We start from the raw sequence: 21,242 nt of genomic DNA, 5'->3' as shown, positions 1-21,242 counted from the left end.
CGTTGGACAAATCAGCTCCAGGCGTGCAGCGGCGGATTTTCGCCGTTGAGGAAATATTTGCCGAGGATCGAATATTTCCAGCGCACCGGATCGTGCAGCGTGTGTGTGCGGGCGTTGCGCCAATGGCGGTCGAGATTGTGCTCGGCCAATGTCGAGCGCGTGCCGGCCAGTTCGAACAGCTTGTTCGTCGCGGCGATGGCGACCTCGGTCGACAGGATTTTTGCTTCCGCGGTGACGATCTGGGCGTGCGCGACGGTCTCGGCGGTCGGCTCGGCGACCGCGCGGTCGATGGCATGGCCGGCCTTTTCGAGCAGCGCCCGCGCCGCGTGAAGGCGCAGCGTCAGGTCGCCGACCGCCTGGATGGTGTAGGGATCGTCCCAGGCATTGTCGACGCCGCTGTCGATCCAGGCGCGGCTCTTCGTCCTGACGAAGTGAACCGTCTCGTCGATCGCGGCCTGGGCAATGCCGGTGTCCACCGCCACCTGGATGATCTGGAAGATGGCGCCGTCCGCGGTCGGTCGGTCATAGCCCTTGTAGCCGGGCACCAGATGGGTCTTCGGCACCTTGACGTTGTCGATGATCACGGTGCCCGACAGCGTGGTGCGCTGGCCGAAGCTCGACCAGTCGTCGATGACGGTCAGGCCCGGCGCGCCACGGTCGGCAATGGCGTACCAGGCTCGCCCCTCGTCATCGAGCGCGACGATCGGCACCAGATGGGCGAGCAGCGCGCCTGAGGAATAGAATTTGCGGCCGTTGACGACGACATGGTCGCCGGCGTCGGTGAAGCGGGTCTCGAAATCGGCGGCGCGCTTGGAGCCGAATTCGGAAAAGGCGTTGCCGAACCGGGTGCCCTTCAGCGCTTCGGCAAACAGCAGCCTCTGCTGCTCGATGTCGGAGACGGTGCGGATGGCGGCGACGACGCCGAGATGGTTCTGCGCGACCTGGCCGATCGAGGAATCGGCCGCGGAGATGATCTCGATCACCTTGGCCAGCGTCGCATAGGAAACTTCCGGCCCGCCGAATGCCTTGGGCACGTTGATCGACCACAGGCCGCTCTGTGAAAAGGCATCGAGCTCGGCAACCGGCCAGATGCGCTCGCGGTCGCGCTTGGACGATTCCTTGACGAATTCGGCGGCAAGCGCATGGGCGACGGCGATCGCTTCGGCATCGTTCTTGATGATATGCGCCGGCGCCGATGGCCTTGCGGCAGGCGGGACGGCGGCGGAAGCATGGTCGGTCTTGACGGTCGAGACGGTCATTTCACTGCTCCTTCAAATTTCGGTTCAGGCAACGGCATGGAGATGCGATGGCTTGGCGGCGGGCGACGGCTGCTGGCCGAGATAGAGCGCCCTGATATCCTCGCGCTGGCGAAGATCGGCGGCTGTGCCGGAGAGGACCGAGACGCCGTTTTCGAGCACAGTGGCGTGGTCGGCATAGCGAAGCGCCACCGCCGCGTTCTGCTCGGCGACCAGGATCGACAGGCCGGTCTCGCGGTTGAGTTTTTTCAGCGTCTGAAAAATGTCCTGCACGATGAGCGGGGCAAGCCCCATCGAGGGCTCGTCGAGAACCAGGAGGCGCGGCCGCGACATCAGCGCGCGGCCGATGGCAGTCATCTGCTGCTCGCCACCGGAGGTGAGGCCGGACAATGTCCAACGCTTTTCCCTGAGGCGCGGAAAATAGGAATAAACCCGTTCGAGGTCCGCGTTGATCTCGGCGCGGCGACCGCTGCGGCCGATGCCACCGGCGACCAGGTTTTCCTCGACGGTGAGGCTCTTGAAGCAGTGACGGCCTTCCAGCACCGGCACCAGGCCGGCGCGCACCAGATCGCCGGGCTTGCGGCGCGCGACATCCGAGCCATCATAGCGGATGGTGCCGGCGTTGATCTGGCCGCGCTCGGCCGGCAGCAGGTTGGAGACGGCTTTCATTGTGGTGGTCTTGCCGGCGCCATTGGCGCCGAGCAGCGCCAGGATCCCGCCCCGCCTGATCTCGAAGCTGACGCCATGCAGCGCCGTGATGGCGTTGATATAGGTGGCATGAACGGCGTCCACGGCCAGGATGATGTCGTCGTTCGGCATGAGCTGTTTTCCGTACTTGTCGGAACCGAACAGTCCGGGCGCCGCGGAAGGCATCCACAGCGCCCGACCTGATGATCAGTTGGTGGTCGCTGCGTTGGCGTCATCGGCGGTGCGCAGCTTGATGCCCTTCTCCTTGGCATAGGCCTCCGCCGACTTCTCGATGATCGGCCGCAGCAGCGCCCAGTCCGGCGCGATCCAGTCGGAGACGACATTCCACTTCTTGCCGTCCCACTGCTGGAAGGTCACGTAGCCCTCGCCCTCGTGGTTGTCCCAGCTGACATTGATCGAGTGGAACAGGTCCTTGGCCCCGAGCGCCTCGACCTTGGCCGGGTCGAGCTTGAGGTGTTCGAAGCCCCAGCGGACTTCGTCGCCGGTCAGCGTGCGATGGCCGAATTTCTCCTGCGCGACGCGGATCGCCTCGACATTCAGGATGCCGTTGACGATGCCGAGATTGTGGTAGACCGAGCCGATGCGCGACTTGTCTTCGAGGTTGCCCTTGCCCGCGCCGTAGACCGTCTTCACGATCTCCTGCACCACCGGGTAGCTGTTGCCGGAAGCCTGCGTGGTGATGGCGGTGTAGCCCTTGGCGGCGTCACCGGCCGGGATGACGTCTTCTTCCGAGTTCGACCAGACATTGCCGACGATGTGGTCGACAGGATAGCCGACCTTGACGGCCGTCTTCAGCGCCACCGGGTTCATCACGCCCCAGCCGCGCAGGACGACGAAATCAGGCTTGGCGCGGCGGATGGTCAGCCACTGCGACTGCTGTTCGTTGCCGGGATGCGGCACCTCGATCTGCTGCACGGTGAAGCCGTATTTCTGCGCCAGCAATTCATAGATCGGGATGGTTTCCTTGCCGTAGGGCGAACCGTGATAGAGCACGACGATCTTCTTGCCCTTGAGCTTGTCGATGCCGCCTTCCTTGGAGGCGATGTAGTTCACGATGCCGGAAGTCTCGCTGTAGGGGTTGAGCAGCAGCGGGAAGACATAGGGGAAGACGCGCCCGTCGGTGGAATCGGTGCGGCCATGGTTGACCGTGATCAGCGGCACCTTGTCGGCGGTGATGCGGTCGATCATGGCGTAGGCGATGCCGACCGAGAGCGGGTTCCAGGCGGCGGCACCAGCATGGCTCTTCTGGCGCTCATAGCATTCGACGCCGCGCTCGACCTCGTACTGGGTCTCGCACTCGTCCCAGGTCAGCTTAACGCCGTTGACGCCGCCGTCGCGGATGTTGATGAGGTTGAGATAGTCGATGAAGCCGCCGAAGAAGCCGGTGCCGCCGGCCGCATAGGGCCCGACGCGATAGCTCTGCAGCGGAAAATACTGTTCGTCGGCGTGGGCTGATGGCAAGGCCACCGACACGATCATCGCCGCGGACAAAGCCGCCGCCTTGATGGTGCTGAGGAACGTCATGGCTAGGGTACTCCCGGTATGGGCCGTCTTGGGTTCGGCCTCTGGTTCATTTTCAGACGTGAATGCGGCGGCTCAGGTCGATTGCCAGGCGAACAGGAGCCGTCTTCGGGCCCTGTCCCACAGCGCCACCAGCCCATCGGGTTCCAGGATCAGAAACAGGATGATGAGAGCGCCCAGCACGATGCGCTGGCTCATGTCGAGCACGCCCGAGTCAAAGACATCGCCAAGCAGGAAGCCACTAAGGCGCGATAAGCCAAGCGGGAACACGACGATCAGGGCGGCGCCAAAGAAGGCACCACGGATAGAAGCGAGGCCGCCGATGATGATGATGAACAGGATCTGGAACGAGCGGTCGAGGTCGAACCCGTCAGGCTCGACTGTCCTGAGATAGGCGAAGGCCCAGATGACGCCGGCGACGCCGATGATGAAGGAAGAGATGGCGAAGGCAAGCAGCTTGGTCTTCAGCACCGGGATGCCAATGATGCGGGCCGCGGTTTCATTGTCGCGGATGGCGATGAAGTTGCGGCCGGTCTGCGAGGACACTAGCCGGTAGGCGAGGAAGGTAAGGATGCTGACGATGGTCAGCGCGAAGAGATAGCGGCCGACGGCGCCGTCCAGCGCAAGGCCACCGATCGACAATTTTGGTGCGTCTATGACGCCAGACGCCGAGTTGTTGGAGAACCAGCTGAACTTGGTCAGCGCCCACTGCACGAAGAACTGCGCGGCTAGCGTCGAAACCGCGAGATAGAAACCCTTCAGCCGCAGGCTCGGCAGGCCGAAGACGGTGCCGATCGCGGCGGCGACGATCCCGGCCAGAAGGATGCTGCCGATCAGCGGCAGGCTTTCGACCCGCAGGTTGAAATTATAGGCGGCGAAGGCACCGGCGGCCATAAAGGCGGCGCTGCCCAGCGAGACCTGGCCGGCATAGCCGGTGAGGATGTTGAGGCCGACACCGGCGAGCCCGAGCGCCAGGAAGGGCAGCAGGATGGCCTCGAACAGGTAACTCGATCCGATGAGCGGCACGACGCCATAGGCGACGGCGAGCAGCAGCACGGGCGCGATCCATTTCGGCAGCACCGATGCGGTGGAGAAGTCGGCTGTAACGGCGGCCATGGCTCAGACCCTTTCCACGAGCTTCTGGCCGAACAGGCCGGAGGGACGGATCAAGAGGAAGACCAGCGCTACGACATAGGCGAACCAGCTCTCGATGCCGCCGCCGAAATAGTCGCCGATATAGACCTCGGCGAGCTTCTCGCTGGCGCCGATCAGAAGCCCGCCGACAATGGCGCCAAGGATGGAGTCGAAGCCGCCCAGCACCAGCACCGGCAGCGCCTTGAGCACCACCAGGGACAGCGAGAACTGCACACCGAGGCGGGCGCCCCAGAGCAGCCCCGCGACCAGCGCGACAAGACCAGCCGCCGCCCAGACGGTCGCCCAGATCAATGGCAGCCTGAGGCCGACCGCAAGTGCTGCGAACTGGTCGTCGGCGACGGCGCGGAAGGCGAGGCCGATGCGGGTGTAGCGGAAGAAGAGCGACAGAAGGAGAACCATGCCGGCGGCAACCACGGCGGCAAAGATGTCGAACTGGCTGATCAGCACGCCGCCGACTTCCAGCGGCACGTCCTCGATGCCGAGGTCGAGGCCGTGGACCTGCGTGCCCCAGATCAATTGGGCAGCGCCCTCGATGATGTAGGAGAGGCCGAGCGTCGCCATGAACAGGGTAATCGGCGGCTTGTTGGTGAGCGGCCTGAGCACCGTGCGCTCGATGACGATGCCGATGACCACCATGATGGCGAAGGTGGCCGCCAGCGCCAGCGCGAACGGCACGCCGCGTTCGACGAGGCTGACGAAGGTGAGCGCGGCGAACAGCAGCATCGCGCCTTGCGCGAAATTCAGCACGCCCGAGGTTTTGTAGATCAGCACGAAGCCTATCGCGACAAGCGAATACATGACCCCGGACAGTAGCCCGCCGACGAGCACCTCGATGAAGAACTGGTAGTCGAAGTCGGCGATCATATGCCCGCCCTTCCTTCATCACGGGAGAGGGCCTCATTGTCGGAGGCGACGCCGAGATAGGCGTCGATGACACGCTGGTCGTTGCGGACCTCGTCAGGCGTGCCGTCGGCGATCTTGCGGCCGTAGTCGAGGACAGCGATGCGGTCGGACAGGCCCATGACGACGCCGACATCATGCTCGATCAGCACGACGGTAGTGGAAAAACGGTCGCGCGCGGCGCGCACGAAATCAGCCATTTCGCTTTTCTCACCTGATGTCATGCCGGCCATCGGTTCGTCGAGCAGTAGCAGGCGCGGCTCCGCGACCAGCGCGCGGGCGAGTTCGACCCGCTTCTGCAGTCCATAGGGCAGCGTGCCGGCAAGACGACCGCGAACGGCGGTGAGGTCGAGGAATTCGAGGATCTGGTCGGTGCGGCTCAAGAAGTCGTATCGTTCGCCGCGCGATCGGCCAATGCCGAGCACCTGGCCGGCGAAGTTGGAACGGACCTTGTAGGCGAGGCCGGAGGCGACATTGTCGAGGACGCTGAGGCCCTTGAACAAGGCAAGGTTCTGGAAGGTCCGGGCGACGCCGAGATGCGCCAGCCGCTGCGTCGGCACCTGGGTATAGCCGACGCCGGCGAGCCGGACCTGGCCGCGGTCAGGGCGGTAGACGCCGCTGATGACGTTGATCAGGGAGCTCTTGCCGGCACCGTTTGGCCCGATGATGGCACGAATCTCGCCTGACCGGACCGACAGGTCGATGTCGGCCAGCGCGACGACACCGCCGAATGCCAGGCCGATGCCGTGAAGCGACAGCAGCGGAGCAGTTGCAATGGCGGTAGATCCGGCCGCCCCAGCGTCGCCTTCGGACAAGTGTGCAGGCTGGAGCACGGAGGGCAGGCCGCGCGCAAAGACTTCCGGCGCGTAGACCGAGGCTTCCATCGCTCCTATGGCATAGCTGGGCAACGGCATTCCAATCGTCCTCGATTTCGCCCGCAGGCGCACGAATTCTCGATGCCGCCCGAAAAGATCGAGCGCGCTTGAAAACCTGTGCTGGCCGGGCAACCCGACCAGCCTTGGGGCAGATGGTTATTCGGCGGCCAGCGACGCCGCCTGCTCGGCGTTTTCCAGCTCGCGAACGAGCGGGATGACATGCTTGCCGAAATACTCGACCTCTTCCTGGAAGTGCAGGAAGCCGAGCAGGATGAGATCGGCGCCGGCGCGCTTCAGGCCGACGATGCGTTCGGCCACCTGTTTCGGCGTGCCGATGAGGTTCGACCGAAAGCCGTCATTGTACTGGACGAGGTCGTCGAAGGAGGATTTCGCCCAATTGCCCTCGCCTTCCGGCGAGGACTTGCCGGCATTCTTGACCTCGTGGCCGAAAGCGTTGACCGCTTCAGGATTGGCCTTGGTGATGATTTCGGCAAGCACCGCCTTGGCCTCTTCCTCGGTCTCACGCACGATGGCGAAGGCGTTGACGCCGACCTTGACGGAATGGCTGTTGGCCTTGGCCTTGCCCCTGATGTCGTCTACCTGCTTGGCGATCTCGACCGGTGTGTTGCCATTGGTGAAGTACCAGTCGGAGACCCGCGATGCCATGTCGCGCGCGGCGCGCGAGGAGCCGCCCTGGAAGATTTCGGGCAGCGGCTGCGGCGGCTTCGGCTTCAGCGAGTATTCGTTGAAGCGATAGAAATCACCACGGAAGGTGAAGCTGTCTTCAGTCCATATTCCGCGCAGCGCGCGGATGAATTCCTCCGAACGGCGATAGCGCTCGTCATGATCGAGCCAGTGCTCGCCGATGGCATGGAACTCGCCACGGAACCAGCCGGAGACGAGATTGACCGCGACGCGGCCATTGGTGAGGTAGCTGATGGTGGCGAGCTGCTTGGCCGCCAGCGCCGGATTCCACGGACCGGGCAGGATCGCCGCGATCACCTTCAGCGTCGTGGTCGCCGCCAGCAGGTCGTGGCTGAACGCCACCGATTCATGCTGCTCGTCGGCACCGTAGCCGGCGGTGAAACGGATCTGGCTCAGCGCGTAGTCGAAGCCGGCCTTTTCGGCGATCTGGGCAAGCTTGCGGTTGTACTCGGCCGAATGGTTGGTGCGCTGCTCGATGTTGGAAATCACCAGGCCGCCCGAAACATTGGGCACCCAATAGGCGAATTTGACCGCGTCGGTTCCTGCATGTGCCATGAACTGTCTCCCATTCAGGCCGTTGATTGACCCGGCCTCGACCGGATGTGGCCCATATATATCATGTTTATGGAATTTATATACAAAGGTGGTTTTTCCGTTTTTAGGCCGCTTGCAGGACGGAAATTCCAATTTTTTACAGCCGCACCGGCTTTCGGTTGTCAGTGCGATGCGGGGTTGACGTTGGTTGCCTTGTCCAAGGGAACCGCATCGAGCAGCTTGGCGACTTCAGCGGCGACCGACTCGGCGTGACGGGCGACTTCGGGCAGGCCCATCAATTCGCCGAATGTGCCGCGCGCCAGAGGGCCGGCAACGAAGAGCCCGGCAGCAGCCCTGCCGTCCCGGCCAACGGCGCGGCTTTCCAAACTGGTCTCGATACCCAGCCCGTAGGCATCGACCTTGATCAGCCCGGCTTCGGCCAGCGACTGCAAAGCCGGATTGGACTGGAGGGCCTGCCCATGGGCTGGACCCGTCGTGTTGATGACAGCGTCGAAGCGTGCCGTTTCGATCCGCGCCTGTCCGCGCCGTTGGAAGCTGACCGCGAGGCTCTCGCCCTCGTCGTTCGACGCGACAAGCCTGGCGGCGATGGTGTCGAACGTGCCGTCCGTCTGGCGGCGGTCGAGCACGGCGGCTACCTGCGGTGCGATCCTGAAGCGATGCACGTCCCAGAATACGCGTAACTGGCGGACCAGCCTTGCCCGCTCCGGCGGAGAAAGGGCCGCCCACAGCACCGGTCCCTGCAGGCGCAGCTGGTCGAAGACCGACTGCCAGTTGACACCGGCATCCCGCGCCACCGCGAGCGTCGCACGAATGGTCTTCAGCAGCGCAAGCGCCGTCGTGGCCGGCACTGACGCAAAGTCACCGAAGGGCTCGCCCCTGATATCCGGATGGCCGCGCGAGCGCAGCCCGCGGCGGGACAGGACCAGGATACGGCCGCGATGGCCACGTCGGTCAAGCTCCGCCACCATGTCGGCCGATGTCAGCCCGGAGCCGACGATCAAGACAGACGCCTCCGGCTCGATCCCGGCAAGTGCCGACGGAGCGTAGGGATCGGCGATGAAGCCGGGTGCTTCAACCAGGGAGGCAAGTGGAGATGGAATCGCCGGCAGAGGATGCGTCGCGGCGAGCACGACGATGTCGGCCGCGACAGGTCCGGCCGAGGTCTGCACGGTCCAGCCCGCGCCATCGGTCTCTCGTATTACCCGCGTGGCCTGAGCTTCGACATGGCGGACAGCGCCGGAGTCGAGCCAAGGTGCAAGGTGGGCGGCGACATAGCGGCCGAACACGCGCCGGCGTGGAAACACATCGCCGTTTTTCCACAGGGCATCCGGGTCCCGTTCGATTTCACCACTGCCGGCCAACCAGCGCGCAAAATGCTGCGGGTCTTCGGGAGCCATGCTCATTCTGATGGCCGGGACGTTGACCCGGTGCGACGGCTCTTCGCTGGAATAGGCAAGACCGCCGCCGAGCGCGGGGCGCGGCTCGATGACCGAGATCGTCAGGCCCTCCGGCCGATTTGCCCGCGCAAGGTGCCAGGCCACTGCGGCACCGGAAAAACCGCCGCCGATGATGGCGACGCGCAATCGGCGGGCCGGGGGCAGCGCGTTCACGAGGCGCTGGCGAGCGACTTCGGCCCCAGTGATTTGGGCCGGTGGTCGCCGGCGATGGTCTCGCCGAACGGTCCGGTGTTGACCGACGAGCTGGCCGACTTGACCGGATGATCGGTCGGCAGTCTCGGCAGCACCAGTTCGCCGAAGCGATAGGCTTCCTCCAGATGCGGGTAGCCGGACAGGATGAAGGTGTCGATGCCGAGCCGCCGGTATTCGTCGATGCGCTCGGCGACCGTGTCCGGGTCGCCGACCAGTGCGGTACCAGCGCCGCCGCGGACCAGGCCAACGCCGGCCCACAGATTGGGCGCGATCTCGAGCTTGTCGCGGCTTCCGCCATGCAGAGCGCTCATGCGCGCCTGGCCGACCGAATCCATACGGGCAAAGACTTTTTGGGCCGAAGCGATGGTCGCGTCGTCGAGCCGGCTGATCAGGCCGTCGGCGGCGGCCCAGGCCTGTTCGGTCGTCTCGCGGGCGATGATATGCAGGCGGATGCCGAAGGAAAGCTTGCGGCCGGCCTTCTCGGCCAATTCGCGCACGGCGTCGAGCTTGCGTTCGACGTCGGCGGGCGGTTCGCCCCAGGTCAGGTATTTATCGATTTCCTGCGCCGCCACTTGCGATCCGGCGTCCGACGAGCCACCGAAATAGAGCGGCGGATAGGGCGTCTGCACGGGCGGGAACAGCAGGCGACCGTCCTCGATGCGGAAATGCTTGCCATGGTGCTCGACCGCTTCGCCGCTCAGCACACGCTTGTAGATCTGGAGGAATTCCTGCGTCACCTCATAGCGCTCGGCATGCGAGAGAAAAATGCCGTCGCCCTTGTTCTCCAGCGGATCGCCGCCGGTGACGACGTTGATCAGCAGGCGGCCGTTGGAGATGCGGTCGAGTGTGGCGGTCATGCGCGCGGCAAGCGTTGGGGACTGCAGGCCGGGCCGCACGGCGACGAGGAAGCGCAGGCGCTCGGTCAGCGGCGCCAGTGCCGAGGCAATCACCCACGAATCCTCGCAGGCCCGGCCGGTCGGCAGCAGCACGCCGTAATAGCCCAACGTGTCGGCGGCCTTTGCGACCTGTGTCAGATAAGGCAGATCGACGGCCCGGCCGCCTTCCGTCGTGCCGAGATAGCGGCTGTCGCCATGCGTCGGCAGGAACCAGAGAACCTTGATCCGGTCAGGGATATCGCTGCTCATGACCCGGCTCCCGCTGTCAGGCGGCGGTGACCGGCTATGTCCGGTGCGATTTCAGGCAGGCGTAGAAGGTTGGGCATGGCGGAGTCCGGTCCGGAAACAGATCTCCGATGCAGATTGCTTATTCTATAAATTCTGTAGAGTTAGGTTATTCCAAACATGCCACCCAAACTGGAAAATTCTTCCTCGACGGCAGGGTCGGCCCGTCATGCCGGGCCGACCTTTTGCCACGTCAGAACGCCGGCTCGACCGCGTTGACGTTGTCCTTGGTGACGACGGTCAGCGGGATCGGCAGCCGGTCCTTGACCTCCTTGCCGTCGATGATCTCGGCCATGGTGTTTATCGCCAGGCGGCCGTCCTCGACCGGCGATTGGACGATGGTCGAATACATCTCGTTGGTGCGGATCGATTCGAACGCGTCCTTCTGGCCGTTGATGCCGACGATCGGCGGCGCCGCCTTGGACGGGTTGGCCTCCTTCCAGGCATCGATGAAGCCCCGCGCCATGGTGTCGTCATTGGCGTAGACGCCTGATATCTGATCACCGAAGCGGGTGATCAGGTCGCGGCTCACGACCAGCGCCTTCTGCTGGTCGAAGTCGGCGTTGACGGTATCGAGCACCTTGATGTCGGCGTTGGTTTCCTTGAGGCGGTCGGTGAAGCCGGTGACGCGGCCGATCGTCGTGCCGTTGCCGGCCTGGCCGGCGATTATGACGACGGAGCCCTTGCCGCCAAGCGCCTTGCTCAGCGAATCCGCCGCCAGCTTGCCTTCCTCGTAGACGTCAGGTCCGGTGAAGGACTTGATGAACGGCTTGGCGTCGTCGCTCATCGGCGAATTGATGAGGATGGCCGGGATATTGGCCTGCTGCGCGCGTGCCAGGCCCGGAATGTAGGCCTGCGGGTCGAGCGGCCACAGGATGATGCCGTCGACCTTGCGCGCCACGCAGGTGTTGAGCTGCTCGGTGCCCTTCTGGACATCGAAATCCTGGCTGAGGCTGAGGATATCGACGCCGAGTTCCTTGGCACGGGCCTCGAGCGCCTTGTTGGCCGGCGTCGCATAGGCATGCGAATCCGCCGCCGTCACGTAGCAGACCGTCTTGGCACTGGCCCAGCCTGTCGACGCCAGCAACGCCACGGCGGCGATCTGCAGCATTCTTCTCTTGCCAATCATGTGTTTCCTCCCAATCATGCTTTTCCTCCCAATCATGTGTTTCCTCCTTGAGTGATTGGATTGTCGCTGATGAGCGCGGGGCGCGTGCCCGGAGCCCTCCCCTTGGTAGTAACGGCCCGATCGAGCACGACGAGCAGGATCAGGATGAGCCCCGATACGACCTGCTGGACGTATGCGGGAACGGACTGGAACTCCATCGCGATGGTCAGCGAGCCGATGGTCAGCACGCCGCCTAGCGTGCCGAGCGCGGATCCCCTGCCGCCTTCGAGGCGGGTTCCGCCGACGACGACCGCGGCAATGACGGCGACCGTCAGTTCCGAGCCGAAGACGGGCGAACCGGTGTTGGTGACGAGGCTCTGGAGAACCCCGGCCAGGCCGGCAAGCGTGCCGGCAAAGACAAAGCCGAGAAAGGCGATGCGGTCCGAGGCGATGCCGCTCTCCTTGGCGGCCGCCGGATTGGAGCCGACGGCAAAGACGTTGCGGCCTGGGATGGTGCGTGTCAGCCAGACATGCAACAGCACGATCAGGATGATGAACAGCGCGCTGCGGATGGTGAAGACATCGAGATAGATCTTGGCCAGCGCCAGCGACAGCATGATGTCGGCGCCCGAAACCGGCTGGCTGTTGGTGATCCAGTGCGCCAGCGAACGGAAGATCAGCATCGTCGCCAATGTCAGGACGAGGGAATTCACCTTCAGCCCGACGACCAGCGCGCCGTTGATGGCGCCTGCCAGCATGCCGACCAGGATGCCGACGATCGCGGCGGGCAGGATGCCGATCTCGCGCTGCAGGATGACGGATACGATGCCGGCCAGGGCAAACACGGCGCCGCCTGAAAGATCGATCTGGCCCGCGATCAAAAGCACGGTCAGGCCGATGGCGATCAGGCCGATCGTCGCCGCGCGGTCGAGGCCGAGGCCAAGGGTCGATGCGGAGAAATAGCCTGGAACCACCAGTGCGGAAATGATGAGGGTCAGGCCGAGGATGATCACGACCCTGTGCCGCGAGGCAAGCGCCAGAAACCGCATCACGCCACCCCTCGCTTGCGCAATGCCGCATCCATGCCGACGGCCCCGACAATCAGGATGCCGAGGACAAAACCCTGGATCGGCGTGCGCACGCCGCCGAGCACCATGACGTTGGTCAGAAGCTGCACGAAGATCAGGCCGGCGATCGCCCGCGGCACGGAGCCAAAGCCGCCGATGATCGACACGCCGCCCACCACCACCGCGGTGATGGCGCTGAATTCATAGCCGGCGCCGATGAGCGGCCGTGCGCTCTGCAAAGTCAGGCCGAGCAGGCCGCCTGAAATGCCGGAGGCGAGCGCCGTGATGACGAAGGCGCCGGCCTTGACGGCCTGCACCGGCACCGCGCTTGCCTCGGCGGCGGCGTAATTGCCGCCGGTGGCGAGCGTCCATCTGCCCCAGAAGGAGCGCGACAGGACGAAATGGCCGATGAGGGCAATGAGCAGGAAGATCAGCACCACGACCGGGATGCCGAACAGGCGGCCCTTGGCGAATTCGGCGGAGGCCGGATTGCTGCCATAGACGATGACGCCACCGACGGCGGCCTGCACGATGCCCAGTCCGATGGTGCCGATGCCGAGCGTGGCGATAATGGGGTTGATGCCGACATAGCCGACCAGCACGCCGTTGAGCAGGCCGATCAGGCCGGCGAGGCCCACCGCCAGGACGAAGGCCGGCAGCGGCCCGATCATCGGCTGCAGCCCGAGTGACAGGATGGCGCCGCAGGCAATGGTGGCCGGTACCGACAGGTCGGCCAGGCCGCCCACCACCAGCACAAAGGTCATGCCGACGACGACGATGCCGACGATGGACATCGAGGTCAGGACATTGAGCAAATTGCCTGAGGTGAAGAAAGCCGGGCTGACAAGTGAGCCGTAGAGCATCACGGCCAGGATGGCGAAAGCGAGTCCCGCTTTCGACAGGGTGTCGACAAGCCTGCTGCCGCGCGTAAAACGGTCGGGGGTGACGCCGCTGATCTCCATGGCCGCGTCGGTCACGCGATTTCCTCGCCGGTCGCCAGAGCCATGATGCGCTCTTCGCTGAGTTCGGCGCGCTCCAGCGGCTCGCAGGCATGTCCGTCGCGCATGACCACGACACGGTCGCAGACACCCAGGATTTCCGGCAGTTCCGAGGAGATCATCACCACCGCCATGCCGCCAGCGACGAGCTGGCCGATGATGTTGTGGATTTCGGCCTTGGCGCCGACATCGACGCCGCGCGTCGGCTCGTCGAGGATCAGCGCCGACGGCTTGGCGGCAAGCCATTTGGCGATCACCGCCTTCTGCTGGTTGCCGCCGGACAGGAGGTTGATGCGCCGCTCGCCGTCGGGCGGCGAAATGGAAAACTGCTTCACATAGTCCGCCGCCAGTGCCCGGTCGGCGCCGCGCTTGATGCGCCCGAAACGGCTGAGGCGACGCAGGATGGGCAGGCTGATGTTTTCCCGGATCGACATGCCGGGCACGATACCGTCGCCCTTGCGGTCTTCGGGAACATAGGCGATCCCCGCCTTGAGCGCCTGCGACGGAGAGTTGATCGAGACCTTGCGTCCGTTGACGCTGACCGTGCCCTCGACCAGCCGCGACAGGCCGAAGATGGCGCGCGCCACCTCGGTGCGGCCGGCGCCGACGAGGCCGGTCAAGCCCAGTATTTCACCGGCCCGCACATCGAAGCTGACATCGCGGAAGCGCGTGCCGTCGCCGATGCGTTCGACGCGCAACACCGACTTTCCGATCGCTGCCGGGCTTTTGGGGAAGACATTCGAGACCTCGCGGCCGACCATCAACCTGATCATCTGGGCGGCGGTAATGCCTTCGATCGGACGAGTCTCGATCATGGAGCCGTCGCGCAGCACGGTCACCTCGTCGGCGATCTCGAGAACTTCCTTCAGCCGATGGCTGATGTAAATGATGGCGATGCCGTCATCGCGCATCTTGCGCAGGATGCGAAACAACGCCGCCGTTTCATGCTCGCTGAGGCTCGATGTCGGCTCGTCGAGGACGATGATCCGGGGCTGCGCCGCATAGGCCTTGGCGATTTCCACGAGCTGCTGCTGGCTGATCGACAGATTGCCGAGCCGCTCGCGCGGATTGATGGCGGCGCCCAGTTCGGCAAGGACGGCGGCGGCCTTCCTGACCATCTCGCCCTTGCGCAGCCAGCTCCATTTGCCGGGCATGCGGCCGAGATAGACGTTCTCCGCCACAGTCAGGTCCGGAACCAGGTTGATTTCCTGGTGCACCATGCGGATGCCGAGCGCCTGTGCATCGGCGGGACGTCGCATGCGCACCTCGGCGCCGCCGACCTTGATGGTGCCGCTGGTCGGTGCATAGGAACCGTTGAGCACCTTCATCAGCGTCGATTTGCCGGCGCCGTTCTCGCCCACGACCGCGTGCACGGTGCCGAACCTGACGGCGAAGTTGACGTTGGACAGGGCCTTCACGCCCGGAAAGATCTTGCTGATGCCTCTCATGTCCAAGGCGCAATCGGCGGCGGCAGTCATGTCTGGCTAGGTTCCTCCCTGGCAGGACGGCCCGTTGTCTCGGCATTGGGCAGCATTGTTATTTTAGTATTCTTCCTCATTGAAACGCGAACCAACGGTGGCCCGGAACGCTCGCCTCGTGGCATGCGGCTTGGTTCAGGACCTCATTTTGCCGGTCAAATTCCGATTGGCAGATCGACTATTGCACTAATATAACAGTTCTGACAAGCTGGATTTCATGAACTTATGCGACCACTCCGTTCTCGACGGACGTCACCCCTCGCGTCGAGTGCATTCCGATTTACATTCTAATATAATCTGATCATTTCCAGTGAACGAGCTACGGATTTGCCATGGACCTGGACCCTTCGACCCTCAATCGGGCTCTGCCGCTGCGCGATCAGATCTATCAGAAGATCCGCAACCTGATCGTCGTGGGACAGATGAAGCCGGGGGAAGTGATCAACGAGGTGGCGATCGCCGAGGCGCTCGGCGTTTCGCGTACTCCGGTGCGCGAAGCGGTCAAGCGCATCAGCGACGAAGGCCTGGTGAAAATCCTGGCACAGACCGGCACCTATGTCGCGCCGATCAGCCGCGCCGACCTCGAGGAGGCCTATGTCATCCGCCGGGCGCTGGAGATGGAGAGCGCGCGGCGCGCGGCCGTCAAGCTCACACCGGCATCGGCAGAACTGCTGGAGGACAATATGGCGGCGCATCGGCTTGCCATATCGCGCGGCCGATATGCCACCGCGATCCAGCTCGACGATGTCTTCCATCGCACCATCGCCGAAATCTGCGGCCTGCCGATGATCTGGCGGGCCGTCGACATCTCGAAGGCGCAGATGGACCGCGGCCGCTACCTCGCCATTCCGAAGCCCGGCTATGGCGAACAGACGATCGAGCAGCACGAAGCCATTCTCGACGCTCTGAAACGACACGATGCCGAGGGCGCCGCACAGGCGATGGAGCACCATCTCGAAACCTCCTTCCGCAACACGCTCGAAGTCGCCGCCGACCTTCTCGGCTGAAGCGGCGGGCAGCGCCACGGCTTGACCAGCCGCTGTCTATTATATTAGTATTCTTATTGTCTTTCAGCTCTCGATTCCTCCTCCAGGCAGAGCTTTTCAGAGTTGGGGTAATGACGCGCTTCATCAAGCTATCGCACGCCGACAACATCCTGCTTGCTGTCGATCCGTTGGCGGCCGGCGAAAGGGCCGGCGACGTGGCCGCCAGGGCCCGCATCCCGCGCGGCCACAAGATGGCCATGCTCGACATCGGGGCGGATGAACCGATCGTGAAGTATGGCCAGACCATCGGCTTCGCGCGTGGGCCGATCGCGGCCGGAGACTGGGTGCACGAGCACAATGTCTACCTGCGCGATTTCGAGCGCGACTACGGGCATGGCACAGACGCCAGGGAAACGCCGGTCCTTCCCGATGCCGAACGGGCGACCTTCATGGGCTACCGCAGGCCGAACGGCAAAGTCGGCACGCGCAATTTCATCGCCGTCCTGACGTCGGTGAACTGCTCGGCCAGCGTCGCCCGCTTCATCGTGGAAGAGGTCAACCGCTCAGGCATGCTGCGCGACTATCCCAATGTCGACGGCGTCATCTCGCTCGTGCACGGCACCGGATGCGGCATCGACACCAAGGGCCCGGCCTACGATCTCCTGAAGCGCACGCAGTGGGGTTTTGCCACCAATCCCAATGTCGGCGGCGTGCTGATGGTCGGGCTCGGCTGCGAAGCCTTCCAGATCCCGCGCTGGATGCAATCCTACAACATCGAGGAAAGCACCATTTTCCGCACGATGACCATCCAGGAGACCGGCGGCACGCGCAAGACGGTCGATGCCGGGGTGAAGGCCATCGTCGAGATGCTGCCGGTCGTCAATGCAGCAGAAAGGACGCCGCAGCCGGCTTCCGAGTTGGTGCTGGCGCTGCAATGCGGCGGCTCGGACGGTTATTCCGGCATCAGCGCCAATCCCGCGCTCGGGGCGGCGGTGGACCTGCTGGTCTCGCAAGGAGGGACAGCCGTCCTTTCGGAAACACCCGAAATTTACGGCGCGGAACATCTCTTGACGCGTCGCGCCGAAAGCCGGGCCGTCGGCGAAAAGCTGATCGAGCGCATTCGCTGGTGGGAGGACTATACCGCCAGGCACGAGATGGAGATGAACAACAACCCATCCCCCGGCAACAAGCTCGGCGGGCTGACGACCATCCTGGAGAAGTCGCTGGGCGCCTCTGCCAAGGGCGGGACGACCAATCTGCGCGCGGTGCTGGAATATGCCGAGCCAATCAACGAGCGCGGCCTCGTCTTCATGGACACGCCCGGCTACGACCCGGTCTCGGCGACCGGACAGGTGGCCGGCGGCGCCAACATATTGTGCTTCACCACCGGGCGCGGTTCGGCCTTCGGCTGCAAGCCGACCCCCTCGATCAAGCTCGCCTCCAACTCCTTCGTCTTCGAGCAGATGCGCGACGACATGGACATCAATTGCGGCGACATCCTCGACGGCGTGACGCTGGCGGACAAGGGCGAGGAGATCTTCGCCGAGATCCTGCGCGTGGCATCGGGCGGACGCACAAAATCGGAAGCGCTCGGCTATGGCGACAACGAATTCGTGCCCTGGAGCCTCGGCGCGACGATGTAGCAGCACCGCCCGCTTTCAACACGCACCCCTCCCATATCTCAGACGGAAAGAACCCCCGGCATGAACAGGATCGATCTCGACGGCCAACACGCCGTGGTTACCGGAGGCGCGCAAGGCCTCGGCTTCGCGATGGCGAAGCGTTTTGTCGCCTCGGGTGCGACGGTCACCTTGTGGGACCTCGACGAGGCGCGCCTCGATACGGCCAAGCGGGAACTCGGCAAGGCGGCCACGACGCTGGTCGTGGACATAGCCGACTGGGATTCTGTGGACGCCGCGCGTGCCAGGACGGAGGAGATCGCGAACACGATCTCCATCCTCGTCAATTCGGCGGGCATTGCCGGCCCCACCGCCCCGCTCGACACCTACGATGTCGATGTGTGGAAGAAAATCATCGACGTCAACGTCAACGGCACCTTCTACGTCAACCGCGCCGTGGTGCCGGGGATGAAGGAGCGCAATTACGGGCGCATCGTCAACATCGCCTCGGTCGCCGGCAAGGAGGGCAACCCCAACGCCGCCGCCTACTCAGCCTCGAAGGCCGCCGTCATCGGCATGACCAAATCGCTCGGCAAGGAGCTGGCGCAATACGACATCGCGGTCAACTGCATCTCGCCAGCCACGGCGCAGACGCGCATCCTCGAACAATTGACGGCCGAGCACATAGAATACATGCGCTCGCGTATCCCACGCGGCCGCCTGCTGGAGGTCGACGAGGCCGCCGCCATGGTCGCCTGGCTGGTCTCGAAGGAGAACAGTTTCACAACTGCTTCCACCTTCGATCTCTCCGGCGGGCGAACGACCTACTGACGCTGTTCAGGCGGGCAGCCGGCCAAGGCTGGCGGCGAAGTGCTGCACCATTGCCAACCCGCTCTCGTTTGGCCGCATCGCTGGTGCACGATCGTGGATCTGGATACCGGCGCGGGCGCCGAACAGCCGCTTGCCGTAGCAGATCAGGTTCTCGATGCCTTGCATGACGAAGACAGCCGCCGGCAGCATTCTTTCGTACGCCGCCTCGGCCATTGCTTCGTCTTCGGCGCGGAACGCCTGATAGGCGCGTACGGCGTGGTCGATGCAATCCGGCGCCAGGATCATGCCGCGACAGCCGATGCGGAAATTGTCGATCAATTCCAGCCCGCCACGCCCGTTGAAGATGGGGATTCGGCCTTCGGTGCGCTCGATCAGGCCGGCAATGTCGGTGACCGGGCCTTCGCCCTTGATCAGCCTTATGTTGGGGTGGAGCGTGACCAGTTCGCGAATCTCATCCGATGTCAGGCCACGGCCGAAAAAGGCCGGCGCATTCTGGATCGCCACCGGCAGGTCCGTCGCCTCGGCGACGCGGCCGAAAAAGCGGATGTATTCGGGCGCTCCATAGGATCCAACTGGCGGCGGCTGCAGGATCACCCAATCGGCGCCGACGCTTTCCGCGTGCCGTATTTGCGCGACCTGTTCGGCAACCGATGACCCGAAGATGGTGAAGGCGAGCGGCACCTTGCCGGCGGTATCCTGCGCCGTCCAGTCCATGATTGTGCGGCGCTCGGCTTCAGTCAGCTTGGCAACTTCTGTCGCGAGGCCAAGCGCCGCCATGCCATGCACGCCGCTCGCCAGGCAGATATCGACCTGCCTGCGCATCGCCGCGCGGTCGAGTTTTTCCTGGGTGTCGAACAGGGCGTAGAGGATGGCGTGAATGCCGTGGAAATCATCGGCTTGGAATTTTGGCATCCCACGCACCCTCAATGGCTTTCGCGCGGAATGGCGTGGCCACGGTTGCCGACTAGAAAGTCGAGATCGGCGCCACGGTCGGCCTGCAGGACATGGTCGACATAGAGGCCCTGATAACCGCCGCGCATCGCCGGCTCGGGCGGCAGCCAGGATTGACGCCGCCGCGCCAGCTCCTGTTCCGACACGTCGAGATGCAGCTTCCGCGCCTCGACATCGAGTTCGATCATGTCGCCGCTCCTGACCAGCGCCAGCGGACCACCGACGGCGGCTTCGGGCGCGGCATGCAGCACGACCGTGCCGAAGGCGGTGCCGGACATGCGGGCGTCGGAAATGCGGATCATGTCGCGGACGCCCTTTCTCAGGAGCTTTTGCGGCAGCGCCATGTTGCCGACCTCGGCCATGCCCGGATAGCCTTTCGGGCCGCAATTCCTGAGCACCATGATCGAGGTCTCGTCGATGTCGAGCGCGGGATCGTCGATGCGCGCCTTGTAGTCGTCGATGTCTTCGAAGACGACGGCGCGGCCACGATGCTTCATCAGCGATGGTGAGGCGGCCGACGGTTTGATGATGGCGCCATCGGGTGCCAGATTGCCGCGCAGCACCCCGATGCCGCCATGCGGCGTCAGCGCCCTGTCGCGCGGACGGATGACCTCGGGATTGTCATTCCGAGCGTCGGCGATGTTGTCGCGTACGCTCTTGCCGGTGACCGTCAACGCGTCGAGATCGAGCATGTCGGCGATCTCTTTCATGACAGCCGGAATGCCGCCGGCGTAGCAGAAATCCTCCATCAGGAAACGACCTGACGGCATCAGGTCGAGGATGGTCGGCACGTCGCGGCCGAAGGCATCCCAATCATCGAGGCCAAGTTTGGTGCCGACGCGGCCGGCAATCGCCAGCAGATGCACGACCGCATTGGTCGAGCCACCTATGGCGCCGTTGACGCGGATGGCGTTGGCGAAGGCCTGCCTGGTCAGGATGGCCGACGGGCGCAGATCGTCAGTGACCATCTCGACGATACGCCGCCCGGTCATGCGGGCGATGCGATTGCGGCGCGCGTCGACGGCGGGGTAGGCGGCGTTGCCGGGCAACGCCAGCCCAAGCGCCTCGACCATCGAGGCCATGGTCGAAGCCGTGCCCATGGTCGTGCAGTGCCCAGGCGAGCGCGACATGGCGCTCTCGGCATGGGCGAAATCCTGCTCGCTCATTATGCCGGCGCGCACGTCCTCGGAGAATTTCCACACATCGGTGCCGGACCCGATGGCGCGCCCCTGGAAGCGGCCATTGAGCATCGGCCCGCCGGAGATGACGATCGACGGCAGGTCGCAGGAGGCGGCCCCCATGACCAGCGACGGCGTGGTCTTGTCGCATCCGGCCATCAGCACGACGCCATCCATCGGATTACCGCGGATCGCCTCCTCGACATCCATCGAGGCGAGGTTGCGGAACAGCATCGCCGTCGGCCGCAGATTGGATTCGCCGCAGGAGAACACGGGGAATTCCAGAGGCAGGCCGCCGGCCTCCAGCACGCCGGCCTTGATGTGCTCGACCAGGCCGCGAAAATGTACATGACACGGGGTGAATTCGGAGAATGTGTTGCAGATGCCGATCACCGGGCGGCCGTCGAAAGCATCGTCGGGCAGGCCGTTGTTCTTCATCCAGCTGCGATGGATGAAGGCATCCTTGCCTTGGCCGCCGAACCAATGCTGCGATCGTCTCTTGGTCATGGTCTTTCCCGCAT

At 64.3% G+C, this 21,242-nt stretch carries 18 protein-coding genes; 3 read left to right on the top strand and 15 right to left on the bottom strand.

Annotated features, from left to right (window positions below):
* Positions 1-11 precede the first annotated feature (11 nt).
* From LB569_RS00190 to LB569_RS00130, 13 genes are all read right to left on the bottom strand, one after another.
* On the bottom strand, positions 12-1,259 hold the full coding sequence (locus LB569_RS00190; protein ID WP_224690616.1) for an SfnB family sulfur acquisition oxidoreductase: 1,248 nt from the start codon (positions 1,257-1,259) through the stop codon (positions 12-14).
* Positions 1,260-1,283: 24 nt separating this feature from the next.
* Positions 1,284-2,075 (bottom strand): ABC transporter ATP-binding protein, encoded by a 792-nt coding sequence (locus LB569_RS00185; RefSeq protein ID WP_224690615.1) that lies wholly within the window; start codon positions 2,073-2,075, stop codon positions 1,284-1,286.
* A 75-nt stretch (positions 2,076-2,150) separates the two neighbouring features.
* The gene (locus LB569_RS00180) at positions 2,151-3,488 is read right to left on the bottom strand and encodes an ABC transporter substrate-binding protein (RefSeq protein ID WP_224690614.1); all 1,338 of its coding nucleotides are present in this window, start codon (positions 3,486-3,488) and stop codon (positions 2,151-2,153) included.
* Between the two features lie 72 nt (positions 3,489-3,560).
* On the bottom strand, positions 3,561-4,601 hold the full coding sequence (locus LB569_RS00175; protein WP_224690613.1) for a branched-chain amino acid ABC transporter permease: 1,041 nt from the start codon (positions 4,599-4,601) through the stop codon (positions 3,561-3,563).
* Between the two features lie 3 nt (positions 4,602-4,604).
* Positions 4,605-5,504 (bottom strand): branched-chain amino acid ABC transporter permease, encoded by a 900-nt coding sequence (locus LB569_RS00170; protein WP_224690612.1) that lies wholly within the window; start codon positions 5,502-5,504, stop codon positions 4,605-4,607.
* Entirely contained in the window at positions 5,501-6,454 is a 954-nt protein-coding gene (locus tag LB569_RS00165; RefSeq protein WP_224690611.1) for an ABC transporter ATP-binding protein, read from the bottom strand. Before LB569_RS00165 ends, LB569_RS00170 begins: the two co-directional genes overlap by 4 nt.
* A 117-nt stretch (positions 6,455-6,571) precedes the next feature.
* On the bottom strand, positions 6,572-7,675 hold the full coding sequence (sfnG, locus tag LB569_RS00160; RefSeq protein WP_224690610.1) for a dimethylsulfone monooxygenase SfnG: 1,104 nt from the start codon (positions 7,673-7,675) through the stop codon (positions 6,572-6,574).
* Positions 7,676-7,836: 161 nt separating this feature from the next.
* Complete coding sequence (locus LB569_RS00155; RefSeq protein ID WP_224690609.1) at positions 7,837-9,285, bottom strand: FAD/NAD(P)-binding protein; 1,449 nt, start codon at positions 9,283-9,285, stop codon at positions 7,837-7,839.
* Positions 9,282-10,469, bottom strand: a complete 1,188-nt coding sequence (gene ssuD, locus LB569_RS00150; RefSeq protein WP_224690608.1) for an FMNH2-dependent alkanesulfonate monooxygenase — start codon at positions 10,467-10,469, stop codon at positions 9,282-9,284. Before ssuD ends, LB569_RS00155 begins: the two co-directional genes overlap by 4 nt.
* Before the next feature lie 229 nt (positions 10,470-10,698).
* Positions 10,699-11,634 (bottom strand): sugar ABC transporter substrate-binding protein, encoded by a 936-nt coding sequence (locus LB569_RS00145; protein ID WP_224690607.1) that lies wholly within the window; start codon positions 11,632-11,634, stop codon positions 10,699-10,701.
* Between the two features lie 32 nt (positions 11,635-11,666).
* Positions 11,667-12,662 (bottom strand): ABC transporter permease, encoded by a 996-nt coding sequence (locus tag LB569_RS00140; RefSeq protein WP_224690606.1) that lies wholly within the window; start codon positions 12,660-12,662, stop codon positions 11,667-11,669.
* Positions 12,662-13,657, bottom strand: coding sequence for an ABC transporter permease (locus LB569_RS00135; protein WP_224690605.1), 996 nt, complete (start codon positions 13,655-13,657; stop codon positions 12,662-12,664). Before LB569_RS00135 ends, LB569_RS00140 begins: the two co-directional genes overlap by 1 nt.
* Complete coding sequence (locus LB569_RS00130; RefSeq protein ID WP_224690604.1) at positions 13,654-15,156, bottom strand: sugar ABC transporter ATP-binding protein; 1,503 nt, start codon at positions 15,154-15,156, stop codon at positions 13,654-13,656. The genes LB569_RS00135 and LB569_RS00130 overlap by 4 nt, the downstream gene beginning before the upstream one ends.
* A 332-nt stretch (positions 15,157-15,488) precedes the next feature.
* Between LB569_RS00130 and LB569_RS00125 the strand changes: the two genes are divergently transcribed.
* From LB569_RS00125 to LB569_RS00115, 3 genes are all read left to right on the top strand, one after another.
* The gene (locus LB569_RS00125) at positions 15,489-16,163 is read left to right on the top strand and encodes a GntR family transcriptional regulator (RefSeq protein WP_140709382.1); all 675 of its coding nucleotides are present in this window, start codon (positions 15,489-15,491) and stop codon (positions 16,161-16,163) included.
* 110 nt (positions 16,164-16,273) lie between these two features.
* Positions 16,274-17,785: a UxaA family hydrolase gene (locus tag LB569_RS00120; protein ID WP_224536590.1), complete on the top strand. Its 1,512-nt coding sequence runs from the start codon at positions 16,274-16,276 to the stop codon at positions 17,783-17,785.
* A 60-nt stretch (positions 17,786-17,845) separates the two neighbouring features.
* A complete protein-coding gene (locus tag LB569_RS00115; RefSeq protein WP_224690603.1) occupies positions 17,846-18,592 on the top strand; it encodes an SDR family NAD(P)-dependent oxidoreductase in 747 nt (248 codons plus the stop codon).
* Between the two features lie 6 nt (positions 18,593-18,598).
* On the opposite strand, the gene LB569_RS00110 is transcribed toward LB569_RS00115, so the two are convergent.
* Together LB569_RS00110 and LB569_RS00105 are read right to left on the bottom strand one after the other, a co-directional pair.
* The gene (locus LB569_RS00110; protein WP_140709378.1) at positions 18,599-19,504 is read right to left on the bottom strand and encodes a dihydrodipicolinate synthase family protein; all 906 of its coding nucleotides are present in this window, start codon (positions 19,502-19,504) and stop codon (positions 18,599-18,601) included.
* Positions 19,505-19,515: 11 nt separating this feature from the next.
* Positions 19,516-21,228, bottom strand: a complete 1,713-nt coding sequence (locus LB569_RS00105) for an IlvD/Edd family dehydratase (RefSeq protein WP_224690602.1) — start codon at positions 21,226-21,228, stop codon at positions 19,516-19,518.
* Positions 21,229-21,242: the final 14 nt, after the last annotated feature.

Origin of the sequence: Mesorhizobium sp. BH1-1-4, assembly GCF_020165665.1 — a bacterium.
In the GTDB taxonomy this organism is placed as follows: domain Bacteria; phylum Pseudomonadota; class Alphaproteobacteria; order Rhizobiales; family Rhizobiaceae; genus Mesorhizobium.
The sequence above is the reverse complement of the archived record's forward strand: the minus strand, read 5'-3'. Positions and strand labels throughout refer to the sequence as shown.